This window comes from Streptomyces lycii, from assembly GCF_009735685.1.
Classification (GTDB): domain Bacteria; phylum Actinomycetota; class Actinomycetes; order Streptomycetales; family Streptomycetaceae; genus Streptomyces; species Streptomyces lycii.
The window spans coordinates 10,224-23,045 of record NZ_WHPN01000326.1; the positions used below are offsets into that span (position 1 = coordinate 10,224).

10 protein-coding genes are annotated in these 12,822 nt (G+C 75.3%); 5 read left to right on the forward strand and 5 right to left on the reverse strand.

Annotated elements, in window-relative coordinates; translation table 11 throughout:
- Nucleotides 1-189: 189 nt before the first annotated feature.
- A complete protein-coding gene (locus GCU69_RS20470) occupies nucleotides 190-2,499 on the reverse strand; it encodes an FdhF/YdeP family oxidoreductase (RefSeq protein ID WP_098754818.1) in 2,310 nt (769 codons plus the stop codon).
- A 153-nt stretch (nucleotides 2,500-2,652) separates the two neighbouring features.
- Nucleotides 2,653-3,162 (reverse strand): SRPBCC family protein, encoded by a 510-nt coding sequence (locus tag GCU69_RS20475; RefSeq protein ID WP_098754817.1) that lies wholly within the window; start codon nucleotides 3,160-3,162, stop codon nucleotides 2,653-2,655.
- Nucleotides 3,163-3,372: 210 nt separating this feature from the next.
- On the opposite strand from GCU69_RS20475, the gene GCU69_RS20480 reads away from it, so the two are divergent.
- Nucleotides 3,373-4,650 carry a helix-turn-helix transcriptional regulator gene (locus tag GCU69_RS20480; RefSeq protein WP_156206829.1) on the forward strand — a complete coding sequence of 426 codons (1,278 nt, stop codon included), beginning with the start codon at nucleotides 3,373-3,375 and terminating at the stop codon, nucleotides 4,648-4,650.
- Between the two features lie 29 nt (nucleotides 4,651-4,679).
- Here the strand turns inward: GCU69_RS20480 and GCU69_RS20485 are convergent, their stop codons facing one another.
- Complete coding sequence (locus GCU69_RS20485; RefSeq protein WP_235978596.1) at nucleotides 4,680-5,600, reverse strand: SDR family oxidoreductase; 921 nt, start codon at nucleotides 5,598-5,600, stop codon at nucleotides 4,680-4,682.
- Between the two features lie 175 nt (nucleotides 5,601-5,775).
- On the opposite strand from GCU69_RS20485, the gene GCU69_RS20490 reads away from it, so the two are divergent.
- Both GCU69_RS20490 and GCU69_RS20495 read left to right on the forward strand, forming a co-directional pair.
- Nucleotides 5,776-6,294 carry a DUF4240 domain-containing protein gene (locus GCU69_RS20490; RefSeq protein ID WP_156206834.1) on the forward strand — a complete coding sequence of 173 codons (519 nt, stop codon included), beginning with the start codon at nucleotides 5,776-5,778 and terminating at the stop codon, nucleotides 6,292-6,294.
- A 465-nt stretch (nucleotides 6,295-6,759) separates the two neighbouring features.
- Nucleotides 6,760-8,076: a serine hydrolase domain-containing protein gene (locus tag GCU69_RS20495; RefSeq protein ID WP_156206831.1), complete on the forward strand. Its 1,317-nt coding sequence runs from the start codon at nucleotides 6,760-6,762 to the stop codon at nucleotides 8,074-8,076.
- A gap of 243 nt (nucleotides 8,077-8,319) precedes the next feature.
- Here GCU69_RS20495 and GCU69_RS20500 read toward each other — a convergent pair whose 3' ends face one another.
- Nucleotides 8,320-8,838, reverse strand: a complete 519-nt coding sequence (locus tag GCU69_RS20500; protein ID WP_176604615.1) for a GNAT family N-acetyltransferase — start codon at nucleotides 8,836-8,838, stop codon at nucleotides 8,320-8,322.
- A gap of 60 nt (nucleotides 8,839-8,898) precedes the next feature.
- Here GCU69_RS20500 and GCU69_RS20505 point away from each other — a divergent pair, with 60 nt between their 5' ends.
- Complete coding sequence (locus GCU69_RS20505; RefSeq protein ID WP_156206832.1) at nucleotides 8,899-9,798, forward strand: TIGR01777 family oxidoreductase; 900 nt, start codon at nucleotides 8,899-8,901, stop codon at nucleotides 9,796-9,798.
- A 584-nt stretch (nucleotides 9,799-10,382) separates the two neighbouring features.
- Nucleotides 10,383-11,708 carry an NAD(P)/FAD-dependent oxidoreductase gene (locus GCU69_RS20510; protein ID WP_098751571.1) on the forward strand — a complete coding sequence of 442 codons (1,326 nt, stop codon included), beginning with the start codon at nucleotides 10,383-10,385 and terminating at the stop codon, nucleotides 11,706-11,708.
- An 89-nt stretch (nucleotides 11,709-11,797) separates the two neighbouring features.
- Here GCU69_RS20510 and GCU69_RS20515 read toward each other — a convergent pair.
- On the reverse strand, nucleotides 11,798-12,822 hold a 1,025-nt coding region (locus GCU69_RS20515), incomplete at its 5' end, for a regulator (protein WP_156206833.1).

Genomic DNA, 12,822 nt, shown 5'->3' on the forward strand with positions numbered 1-12,822 from the left:
GCGCCGGGCCCGGGCGGGCCCCGTTCCAGGTGCCCGTGCGCCCGGCACCCCGGGGCCGGTCACGGCCCCCGGTCACGGGGTCCGGTCACAGCCCCGTTCCCGTCCTCGGTCCCGTTCCCGTACTCGACCTCGCTCCCGCCCCCGGCCCCCGGGCCTCGGTCACGGGTCCCGGTGGCCGGGCGGCGGAGTTCACGGCTCCCGGGCGCCGGCGCGTTCCTCCAGGCGTACGACGACGCCCTTGGACGTCGGGGTGTTGCTGCCGTCCGCGACGCTGTCCAGCGGCACCAGCACATTGGTCTCCGGGTAGTACGCGGCGGCACAGCCCCGCGGGGTCGGGTAGGAGACCAGCCGGAAGTCCTCCGCGCGGCGCTCCACGCCGTCCTCCCACACCCCGACCAGGTCGACCCGCCCGCCGTCCGCCAGCCCGAGCGAGCGCAGATCCGCCGGGTGGACGAGGACGACACGGCGGGAGCCGTGGATGCCCCGGTAGCGGTCGTCGTCGGTGTACGGCACGGTGTTCCACTGGTCGTGCGAGCGGAGCGTCTGGAGCAGCAGGTGCCCGTCCGGCACGCGCGGCGCCTCGAAGGCGTTGCGGGTGAAGAGCGCCTTGCCGCCCGGCGTCGGGAACACCCCCTCGTTCACCGGGTTCGGCAGCCCGAAGCCGCCCGGTCCGGCGACCCGGGTGTTGTAGTTCTCGAAGCCCGGGACGACCCGGGCGATGTGGTCGCGGACGGTGCTGTAGTCGGCCTCGAACCGCTCCCAGCGCACCGGGACCTTGTCCCCCAGCGTCCGGCGGGCCAGCCTGCTGAGGATCGCCACCTCGCTGAGCAGCTTCCGGGAGGCGGGCTCCAGCCGCCCGTACGAGCCGTGCACCTGGCTCATCGAGTCCTCGACGGTGAGGAACTGCTCCCCGCTGTCCTGGACGTCCTTGTCGCTGCGCCCGAGCGTGGGCAGGATCAGCGCGGTCTCGCCGCAGACGGTGTGCGAGCGGTTCAGCTTGGTCGAGATGTGCGCGGTGAGCCGGCACCGGCGCAGCGCCTCCTCGGTGGCGCGGCTGTCGGGGGTGGCCCGTACGAAGTTGCCCGCGAGGCCGAGGAAGACCTTGGCGCGGCCGTCGCGCATGGCCCTGATGGAGTCGACCGTGTCCCAGCCGTGCGCGGTGGGCGGGGTGAAGGAGAACTCCCTCTCCAGCGCGTCGAGGAACTCCTGCGGCATCTTCTCCCAGATGCCCATGGTCCGGTCACCCTGCACGTTGCTGTGGCCGCGCACGGGGCAGGCTCCCGCGCCGGGCCTGCCGATGTTGCCGCGCAGCAGCAGGAAGTTCACCACCTCGCGGATGGTGGGCACGGCGTGCTTGTGCTGGGTGAGCCCCATCGCCCAGCACACGATCACGCGCTCGCTGCGCAGCACCTCGTCGCGCAGCTGCTCGATCTGTTCGCGGGAGAGGCCGGTGGCGGCGAGGACGTCCGGCCAGGACACGGTGCGCCGGATGTGTTCGGCGAACTCCTCGAAGCCGTTGGTGTGGCCGTCGACGAAGGCCCGGTCGAGCACGGTGCCCGGAGCGGCCTCCTCGGCCTCCAGCAGGAGCAGGTTGAGCGCCTGGAAGAGGGCCAGGTCGCCGCCCAGCCTGATCTGCAGGAACCGGTCGGCGATGCGGGTGCCGCGGCCGATGACGCCCCGGGGCTTCTGCGGGTTCTTGAAGCGCATGAGCCCGGCCTCGGGCAGCGGGTTCACGGCGACGATGCGGCCGCCCGCGCGTTTCGTGGACTCCAGGGCCGAGAGCATCCGGGGGTGGTTGCTGCCCGGGTTCTGGCCGAGCGTGATGACGAGGTCGGTGTGGTTGAAGTCCAGCAGGCTCACGTCGCCCTTGCCGACGCCCAGGGTCTCGTGGAGGGCGGTGCCGCTGGACTCGTGGCACAGGTTGGAGCAGTCCGGCAGGTTGTTGGTGCCGAAGGCCCGGGCGAAGAGCTGGAGGACGAAGGCCGGCTCGTTCGCGGCCCGGCCGGACGTGTAGAAGACGGCCTCGTCGGGCGAGTCGAGGCCGCGCAGTCCGTCGGCCAGCAGCCCGAGCGCCTCGTGCCAGTTGACGGGCTCGTAGTGGTCGGAGCCGGGGCGTTTCACCATGGGTTCGGTGAGCCGGCCCTGCTGGTTGAGCCACCGGTCGGACTTCCCGGCCAGCTCGCTCACCGGGTGCCGGCGGAAGAAGTCCCGGGTGACGCGCCGGGTGGTCGCGTCGTCGTTGACGTGCTTGGCGCCGTTCTCGCAGTACTCGTTGCGGGAGCGGTGCCTCGGTTCGGGTTCCGGCCAGGCGCAGCCGGGGCAGTCGATGCCGCGGTCCTGGTTGAGGTTCAGCAGCGTCAGCCCGGTGCGCCGGGCCGACGTCTGGGACAGCGAGTATTGGAGCGCCTTGGCGACGGCGGGTACACCGGCCGCCCATGTCCTGGGCGGGGTGATCCGCACCCGGTCGTCGTCCGGCTCCTCGGCCGGTGGCTTCTGCACCGCTTTCGACCTCCAGATCTGCACTGCACGCCGCTGCGGGCGTCGGACTGTGCCGGGCCCCGTCGCCGACCGGGGCGAGCGGGGGACCGGGGCGGCCGCCCGTGACCCGCGGGATCCGGTCGCGCGGCCGCGCCGCGTGCCGGACCGGGTTCCTCAGCCGGTGGGCCAGGTCGGCACCCGTGGCCGGTCCTGCCCGGAACCGGGCAGGACATGGCCGCCGCTGATCGTGCCGCGCCAGGTCCCCGTCTCGTGTCCCTGTCCCTCGATGAACTCCTTGAAGCACTCCAGCCCGTGCCGGATCCGGCGGCGCAGCAGGGCCGGCGACGACGCGGCCCGCCGGAGCGGCCCGCCGGGCGTGTGGTCCACCCGCAGGGTCAGCCGGCAGCGGTCGGGGCCGAGGGCGCGGAAGAGCACCGCGCCGGTCCGCGGGTTCCGGCCGCGCACCCGCCAGGCCAGCCGCTCGTCGGGGCGCTGGTCCACGACCTCGGTGTCGAATTCCCGGGTGATCCCGCGATACGTCGTCACCCAGTGGGTCAGGGTGGGCTGGGGCCGGTCGACCCGCCGGACGCCGGGCAGGAAACGCGGGAAGCACTCGAACTGCGTTCCCTGGTTGTAGGCGACGCGGACCGGCACGTCGACGTCGACGGACTCCTCGATGCTCATGACGGGCTGTCTCTCCCTCACCCCGCCGGTGCGGGCGTACGGGGCCGGAGCGGGCGGCGGGCACGGCGTCCGCCCCGGCGGTTGCCGGGTCGTCGTCCCCGTGTGCCCGCCCCGCGGTGCCGCAACCGGGCTGGAGGCGACGATTCCACCGGCGGGGCGGGTTGTTCACCCGGGCGGACGGTGCGCCGGGGGCTGTCGCATGATGGGGCGATGCGGGCGGCGCGGCTGATCAGAATGGTGCTGCTGCTCCAGTCCCGGCCGTCGATGACGGGGGCCGAGCTGGCGCGGGAGCTGGAGGTCTCGGAACGGACGGTGACGCGGGACGTGCTCGCGCTGTCCGAGGCGGGCGTACCGGTGTACGCGGACCGCGGCCGGGCCGGGGGCTACCGGCTCGTCGGCGGCTACCGCACCCGGCTCACCGGTCTCGGGCGTACGGAGGCCGAGGCGCTGTTCCTGTCCGGGGTCCCCTCGGCGCTGCGCGAGATGGGGCTTCACGACGCGGGGTCGGCCGCGCGGCTGAAGGTCGCGGCGGCCCTGCTGCCGGAGCTGCGCGACGCGCCGGCCGGGGCGGCGCAGCGCTTCCATCTGGACGCGCCGGGCTGGTGGCAGGAGCCCGCGACGCCGGAGCTGCTGCCGGTGGTCGCCGAGGCGGTGTGGGGCGACCGGCTGCTGGAGGCGGTCTACCGGCGCAAGGACGGGGCCGGGGCCGGTGAGGTGCGGCGGCGCCTGGAGCCGTACGGCCTGGTGCTGAAGGCGGGCGTCTGGTATCTGGCGGCGCGTGCGGTGGAGGCCGCGGCGCCGGACGGCGCGCGGGCGGGCGGACCGGCGACGCCCGGCGGACCGGCACCCGATGGACCGGCGCCCGGCCGCCCTTCCGCGGAGGCCCGGTCCGCGGAAGCCCGGTCCGCGGAAGCCCGGTCCGCGGAAGCCCGGTCACCGAAGACGCGATGCGCGGAAGCACCGTCCGCCGAGGCCCGGTCCGCAAGGACCCGATGCACGGAAGCACCGTCCGCCGAAGCCCGGCCCGTCGAGGCCCGGTCGTCCGGAGCCCAGCCGTCCGAAGCCCCGTCCTCAGGAGGTACGGCCGGGGGCCCACGGGTCTACCGGGTGGACCGGTTCGCCGCCGCCGAGGTCGCCGAGGAGGGCTTCACCCGGGACGAGCACTTCGACCTGCCCCGCTTCTGGCAGGAACGGGCCGCCGCCTTCGCCCGGTCCATCCTCCGGGAGACGGTGGTCGTCCGGCTCTCGGAGGCCGGGGCGCGCCGGCTGCCGTACGTCACCGACCGGGTGGCGGGACAGGAGGCGGTGGCGGCGGCCGGGGAACCGGACGGGCAGGGGCGGATCACCGTGACCCTGCCCGTCGAGTCGCAGGACGTCGCCTTCTCCCAGCTGCTGTCGCTGGGGGCGGAGGCGGAGGTGCTGGAGCCGGCCGCGCTGCGCGCCCGGTTCGCGGAGGCCGCGGCGCGGCTGGCGGAGCGCTACCGGTAGCTGCCCGTCATACCGGCATCCACCGGTGGCTACCGGTAGTCGGAGGCCGGGGCGTCCTTCCCGCCGTTGACCACCTCGGAGATGTAGCCCCAGGCGTCGGGCCTGCTGCCGTCGGTGTCCGTGAAGCCGTAGACCCGGGCCAGCTCCCCGCTGGAGAGGGACCGGCCGTTCCAGCGGGCCACGTCCGGGTCGGTGGCGAGGGCCGCGACGGCACGGCCGACGAAGACCGGGGTCTCCGAGATCGCGAAGACGGGCTCGGTCTTCACCCCGTCGCGCCAGTTCTCCTCGGTGACCCCGAAGTGCTCGAGCATCTGCTCGGAGCGGAGGAAGCCGGGGGTGACGCTCACCGCTGTGCCGCCGAACTCCTTGATCTCCTCGCCGATCGCCTGGGCCATCCGGATCGGGGCGTACTTGGTGAGGTCGTAGTAGAAGCTCTCGCGGTAGTTCTTGTTCGACTCCGCCGTGCCGTCCGTCACCTCGACCACCAGCCCTCCCGGCCGGCGGATCAGCAGCGGCAGGGCGTAGTGGCTGGTGACGATGTGGCTCTCGACGCCCAGCCGCAGCATGCGCAGGCCGCGCTCCAGGCCGATGTCCCACATCTTGGTGTGGAAGTCGATCAGGTGCTCGCCGCCCCAGATGTCGTTGACCAGGACGTCCAGCCGGCCCTGCTCCCGGTCGATCCGCCGGGTCAGGGCCTCCACCTGCTCGGGGCGGAGGTGGTCGGTCGGCACCGCGATGCCCGTGCCGCCCGCGGCCGTGACCAGCTCGGCGGTCTCCTCGATGGTCTCGGGGCGGCCGACCTCGCTGGGCCGCTCCCGGGTGGTGCGGCCGGTGACGTACACCGTCGCGCCGGTGGTTCCGAGCTGGACGGCGATCGCGCGTCCCGCGCCTCGGGTGGCGCCCGCGACGAGTGCGACGCGGCGGTCCTCCGGTGTGCCCTGGTCGTTCACGGATGAGTCCTCTCGGTGTGCTGTTCCGTACGTGCGACCGACCCTGGCAGGCAATGCGGACACCTTCTGTCTGATTTTCAGGTGTCCTGCTCGTCTTTCCGCCCGGTAACGACATGGCCGCATCCGGACGGCTCCGCGTGCGGAGCCGGAGGAGAGGACCGATGCTGGTCCCGTGATGGACGAGACGGAGTTCTGGGCGATCGTCGACAGCTCCCGCGAGGCCGCCGACGGCGACCCCGAGGAGCAGACCGACGCGCTCGTGGACCGGCTGGTGATGCTGGACCCCGACTCCGTTCTGGACTTCGCCCGGCACTTCGAGGCCCGGCTGGCGCGTTCCTACCGCTGGGAGCTGTGGGGCGCCGCCTGGGTGCTGCTGGACGGCGCGAGCGACGACGCCTTCGACAACTTCCGCTGCTGGCTCATCGGCCAGGGCCGCCGGGTCTTCGAAGGCGCGCTGCACGAACCGGACGACCTCGCGGAGCTGCTGGAGGATTTCGACGAGGAGACCGACGGGGACGCGGAGGACCTGGGTTACGCGGCCTACGAGGCGTACGAGCAGCTCACCGGGCTGGAACTGCCGGACCTCGGGATTGCGGCCCAGCCGGACGAGCCGGCGGGCACACCGCTCGACTTCGAGGATCCGAAGGCCCTGGCGGAACGGTTCCCCGCGCTGACGGAGCGCTTCTGGGAGTAGGCGCCCGCCCACCCGGCACCCGCGCCCCTCCCGCGCACCTCCCGCGCACCTCCCGCGCACCTCCCGCGCACCTCCCGCACAGCGAAGTCCCGTGGCCCGTCGGCCTCCCGCCCCGGGCCGCCGCACCCCGAAGCCCGTCGGCCCGCCACCCGCGCCGCCACGCTCCGAGGCTCCTCGGCTTCACACCCGCGCCGCGACGCTGCCCGGCTGCCCGACAGGCCGACAGGCCGACAGGCCGACAGGCCCCGGCGTATCCCGCGCGCGGCCCGGCTGCCCGGCAGGGCCCCGGCGCCCCGGGGGCCTCCCCCCGCCCGCGCCCGGCGTACTCGACGGCCGCCGCGGACCCCGGCATCCTCCGTGAGGACGGCCCGCACTCGTCCTCACGGCGGAGGATCAGTCCGTGCGGTGTCCACGACAATCGGAGGGTCACCGCACAAAGGACCCATCGCACGGGGGAGTAACGGCATGCGCCGACCGCGCACCGCAATCATCGGCATCGGACTGGGCGCTCTGCTGACCACAGGGCTCCTGACGGCACCCGGCGCGAGCGCCGGGGCCCCGCCCCGCATCGACCGCGAGGCGCTCCAGCAGTCACTGGACGCGGCCCACGAGGCCGGGATGTACGGCACCTTCTCGTCGGTCCGCGACGGCCGGCGGCAGTGGAGCGGCGCCTCGGGCGTCGCCGACGTGGAGACCGGCCGTCCGGTCCGGCCCGGCATGCACCACCGGGTCGGCAGCATCACCAAGACCTTCACCTCGGTCGCCCTGCTCCAGCAGGTGCAGGCGGGCCGGCTGGAGCTGGACGCGCCGGTCGCGGACTACGTGCCCGACCTGGTGCCCGGGGAGCTGGGCCGGACCGTCACGGTCCGGATGCTGCTCAACCACACCAGCCACATCGCCGACCACATGCCCGGCGCCTTCCCGTCGCTCCTCGAGGGCTCCACGGCGAGCCTCGACGAGAACCGCTTCCGCACGTTCACCCCGGCCGAGCTGATCGGCTTCGGCCTGGACGCCCCGGCCACCGGCAAGCCGGGCGAGGTGCCCGGCCACTACTCGAACACCAACTACGTCATCGCCGGCGAGATCCTGGGCCGCGTCACCGGCGAGGACCCGCAGCGCTGGATCACCCGGCACGTGATCCGCCCGGCCGGGCTGCGCGACACGTACTTCCCGGACGGCCCGCGCATCAGGGCCCCGCACTCGAAGATGTACGAGTCGTTCTACGGCCTCATCGACCCGCCCCGCGACTACAGCGTCTACGACATGTCCTGGGCCGGCACGGCCGGCGCGGTCGTCTCCACCCCGGAGGACCTCAACCGCTTCTACCGCGCGCTGCTCGGCGGCAAGCTGCTCGGCCGGGCGGAGCTGGCCGAGATGCAGCGCACCGTCCCCGTGGACGCCATGGAGCGGTACGGCCTCGGGATCTACGCCCTGGACCTGCCCTGCGGCCGGTTCTGGGGCCACGACGGCGGGGTCTTCGGCGCGGGCACCGTCTCGCTGTCCGGCCCGGACGGCAAGCGGCAGATGTCCCTCGCGATGAACCTGATGAAGTACCAGACGGTCAACGAGGACGGGACGATCGAGCCGAGCCCCGTCGACGACGCGCTCGGGGAGCACATGCTCCAGGCGCTGTGCCCGGACGGCAGCGGCGAGGGCGGCGCGAGCGGCGACAACGGCGACAACGGCGACAACGGCGACAACACGGTCTCCTCGGTGCCGCGCACCCCGGCGTTCCCGCTCCCGAACACCGACTCGTTCCTGCCCCGGCCGACGGTCTCCTGACGCCGGCCGCCCGGGGCCGGGGCCGGTCGCCCGCGGCCGGGGCCGGTCGCCCGCGGCCGGGGGCCGGTCGCCTTGGGCCTGAGGCCGGTCGCCCGGGGCCCGTCGCCTCGGACCTCGGACCGGTCGCCTCGGGCCTCTCTCCCGAGGCCCGAGGCCGACGCCCTTGCCGCCCCGGCCGGGGCGGATCGCCCGGTCCGGCCGCCCCGCCGGTGGCCCGGAGCGGTGCGCCCCGCCCGGCGGCTCCTACAGGACCCGCCCCATCAGCACGTCGTCCACATAGGCCCCGGCGATCCGGAACTCGCCCGGCAGCACTCCCTCCACCTCGAAGCCGGCCGACTCGTACAGCCGCCGTGCCGGGGTGTTGTGGCCCAGCACCCGGAGGGTCAGACGGCGCGCGCCCTGGCTGCGCGCCTCCCTGCACGCTGCGTCGAGCAGTGCCCGCGCGAGGCCCCGGCCGCGCGCCCACCGGTCGACGGCGAGTCCCTGGATCTGCCGTACGTGCGCGTGCGCGGGCATCGGACTCGGCGGTACGACGCGGATGTAGCCCGCGATACGCCCCTCGGCCTCCGCGACGAGGAACTCCTCCGGCCGGTGCTGTTCGTCGAAGAACGGCGCCTCCGGACCGGGCGGCTGCGGCTGCACGGCGTGCAGGGTCGACCAGGTGCGCCGGTCCAGCGCGCCGAGCGCCACGTCGTCGGCGCGCTCGGCGCGGCGGATGGCGCAGGGACGCACGGGCGCGTCGGGGATACGGGCCTCGGACATGCGGGACACTGTGCCACCGGCCGCCGGAAAACGGCGTCCGCACCCGGGAATCCGGGCAGGATGGCGGCCATGCGCATCGCGGTCACCGGCTCCGCCGGTCTCATCGGCACGGCACTGCTCCGGTCCCTGGACGAGGAGGGCGGTCACGAGACGGTCCGCCTGGTCCGCCGCCCGCCCCGGGGAGCCGGCGAGATCCGCTGGGACCCCGGGCGCGGCTATGTCGACGCGGCGGGGCTGGCGGGCTGCGACGTGGTCGTGCACCTCGCCGGCGCGGGCGTCGGCGACCGGCGCTGGACGCAGTCGTACAAGCGGGAGATCCGCGACAGCCGGGTGCTCGGCACCGCGGCCCTCGCCGAGGCGATCGCCTCCCTGGACACGCCCCCGCGCGTGCTGGTCTCCGGCAGCGCGATCGGCTGGTACGGCGACACCGGGGAGCGCGCGGTCGACGAGGACGCGCCCCCGGGCGAGGGTTTCATGGCGGACCTCGTCCGGGACTGGGAGGCCGCGGCCGCTCCCGCCGCGGCGGCGGGCGTACGCACCGTGTTCGCCCGCACCGGGCTCGTCGTGGCGTCCGGCGGCGGTGCCTGGGGCCGGCTGTTCCCGCTGTTCAAACTGGGCCTCGGTGGGCGGCTGGGCAACGGCCGGCAGTTCTGGAGCTTCATCGCGCTGCACGACCACATCGCGGCGCTGCGGCACATCGTCGACACCGAGTCGCTGTCGGGTCCGGTCAATCTCACCGCGCCCGAGCCGGCCACCAACCGTGAGGTGACCGCTGCGATGGGCCGGGTCCTGCACCGGCCGGCGGTGCTGGCCGTGCCCGCTCCCGTACTGCGGCTGGCGCTCGGGGAGTTCGCGGCCGACGTGCTGGGCAGCCAGCGGGTGCTGCCGGAGCGGCTGACCGGCTCCGGGTTCTCGTTCGCCTTCCCGACCGTGGAGAGCGCGATCCGGGCGGCACTCTGACCTGCGGGCCCCGGCCGTTCCCGGACTTCCGGGCCGTCCGGCGCCCCTGGGGCGGGCGGCCGACGTCCGGACGGGGGCTTCCGGCGGACCCTCGGCTCAGGCGGGCGGCTCGGGCGGGCGGCTCCGGCCCCGAGGGCTCGCCGCTGGGCCGGGGGCACGCCGACGGGGCGGGGGCACGCCGCGGGGCCCGTACCACACCGGCCGGTACGCACCCGGCCCGCCCGCCCACGTCGCCGCCCGCGAACCGTCCACCCGCGCCGCCGCCCCGCGATCCGGCCGCCCGCGGCCCGCCCACCACCACCTGCCGGCCACCACCCGCCGCCCGCAAGGGACCTCCCGGCCGCCCGCAGGAGACCTCCCGTACGGCGCCGCCGGAGCGTACGCCTCCGTGGGAGCGCGACGTACCACCGGTGTGCGCCCGTGCACGGTCGGTGCGCGACTGTGCACGGACGAAATCGTCCCTAGGCTCATCCGGAAGTCGGGCATCCCCTGGGCCGGATGAGGGCATGAGGTCTCCAGCGACGGCAGCGCTCGTCCACAGGAATCACCCGGCGAGGACAGCCAGCCGACCTCGGGGAGGACTCGTGCTCAGCACCGCACGGCACAGCGCGGAACAGGCGGACGTCGTCGTGGTCGGGGCCGGACTCGCCGGTCTGACCGCGGCCCGGGAACTGACCCGGGCGGGACTCGGTGTGACCGTCCTGGAGGCCGCCCCCGTCGTCGGCGGCCGGATGACCACCGACGAGGTCGACGGCTTCCGGCTCGACCGGGCCGGCCGCCGGCTCGATCCGTCGCTGCGGGAGCTGGCCGGCGCCCCGGGTCTGGAGAAGCTGACGCTCCGTCCGCTCGCCCCGGGACTCGTGGTGCGCAGCGGCGGGCGCGGGCACCGCTTCTCCGGACCGCGGGGCGCAAGGGGCGCACGGCTCTCCGCGCGTGCCCTGGCCAGCGCCGCCCGTGCGCCCCGGGTGCACACGCTCGACCAGGCGCGGTTCGCCGCCTACCTCAACCGGCTCGCCGGCACGCCCGCCGAGCGGATCCTCGCCCGCCCCGAGCAGCCCGCCGCCGAGGCGCTCGCGGCCCGCGGCCTGCCCGCCCGCACGGTGGACGGCCTTCTCAGGCCGCTGCTCACCGCCCTGCTGGGCGACCCGGACCTCGGCACCTCCGGGCGCTGCGCCGATCTGGCCCTGCGCGGCTGGGCCCGGGGGCGGCTGGGCATACCCGCGGGTGGCGCCGGTGCGATACCCACCCTGCTGGCGGAGGCGCTGCCGCCGGGCACGGTACGGACCGGGGTGCGGGCCGTCTCGGCCTCCACCACCGGTGTCGTCACCGAGCGGCACGGCGAGATCTCCTGCCGCGCCGTCCTCGTCGCCACCGGGGCCCGGGCCGCCGCCGAACTGCTCCCCGGCCTCCGGCTGCCCGGCTTCCACCCGGTCACCGTCCTGCACCACACGGCGCCGGTCCCGCCGATCACGGAGCCCCTGCTGCTGCTCGACGGCGACCGCCGCGGCCCGGTCGCGCACACCTGCGTGATCAGCGCGGCCGACCCGTCCCGGGCCCCGTCGGGCCACACCCTGATCACGTCCACGGTCCTCGGCCGGGCCGCCGCGGAACCGGTGGGCACGCTGGACAAGGCGGCGCGCGCCCAACTGACCGAGCTGTACGGGGCCCCGGCCGACGACTGGGAGCTGATCGGCGCCCACCACGACCCGGAGGCGGTGCCCGCCATGCCCGCCCCGCACGACCACCGGCGGCCGGTGCGGCTGCTGTCGGGGCTCTACGTGTGCGGCGACCACCGCGACACGAGTTCCGCCCACGGCGCGTACCTCTCGGGCCGCCGGGCGTCGGCCGCGGTCCTGCGCGACTTCGGCATGGCCCCGGCCGCCCTGCCGCCCCTGAGCGCGGCGGCCTGACGGCGGGCCGGCTGCGCCCGGGGCGGCCTGCCCGGAACGGTCCTGCCCGGGCCGTCCCGCCCTCAGCTCCGGTTTCCCGCCCGGGCCCGTCAGAGGACCCCCACCCGGTCGCGATAACCCCGTACGGGCGCGGCGTCCGCGAACGGCTCCAGCCGCCGCTCGAAATCCCGTACGTACTCCAGAGCCCGCACCGAGCGCATCTCCGAGGCCTGCTGGGCCGCCTCCGCGCCGAGCGCGCACGCCTGTTCCAGGTCTCCCAGCCCCAGCCGTGCGGAGGCCAGCACCACGCGGCAGAACAGCCTGCTGCGCGCGTACCCGGGTCCGCGCAGCTGGAGCGACCGTTCCGCGTGCTGGGCGGCCGGCCGGTACTGCCCCAGATCGCGGTGGCAGTGCGCGAACTCGTCCGCCAGCTGCGCCTCGTCGAAGAACCGCGCCCAGTGCGGCGCCTCCTCCCCCGGCCGCACCGTCTCCAGCGCCCGTTCGGCCCGCACCAGCGACGCCGTGCAGGACCGGGCGTCGCCGAGCACCCCGTGCCCGCGCGCCTCGGCCGCGTGCAGCAGGGCCTGGACCGCGGGGTGCGCGGTCGGCCCGGCGCCCTGCTGGGCGACCCTGGACAGCTGCACCGCCTCCCGGCCGTGGCCGAGGTAGACCGCCTGCCGGCTCATGGTGATCAGGACGTAGGCGCCGTACGAGCGGTCCCCGGCGGCCTGGGAGAGCCGCAGGGCCTGCACGAAATAGCGCTGGGCGAGGCCGTGCGCCGCGATGTCGTACGAGGTCCAGCCCGCGAGCCGGGTCAGATCGGCCACGGCGGCGAACAGCCTGCGGCCGGTGGTCTCGCCGTAGGTGCCGCGCAGCATCGGTTCGGCCTCGTGCTCCAGATAGCGCACCAGTGCCTGCCGGGCGTGGCCGCCGCCGTAGGCGTGGTCGAGCGAGCGGAACAGCTCGCTCACGGAGCGCAGGGCCGCGATGTCGCCCGCGGTGACCCGCTGGCCCGGCAGTTGGTCCTGCTGCTGCCGCTGGCGCGGCACCGAGGTGCGCCCCTGGACGGGCACCCGGGCGGCGTTCTCCGCGCGCGCCCCCGGGCCCGCCGCGCCGTTGCCGGGGGCGCCGGGGA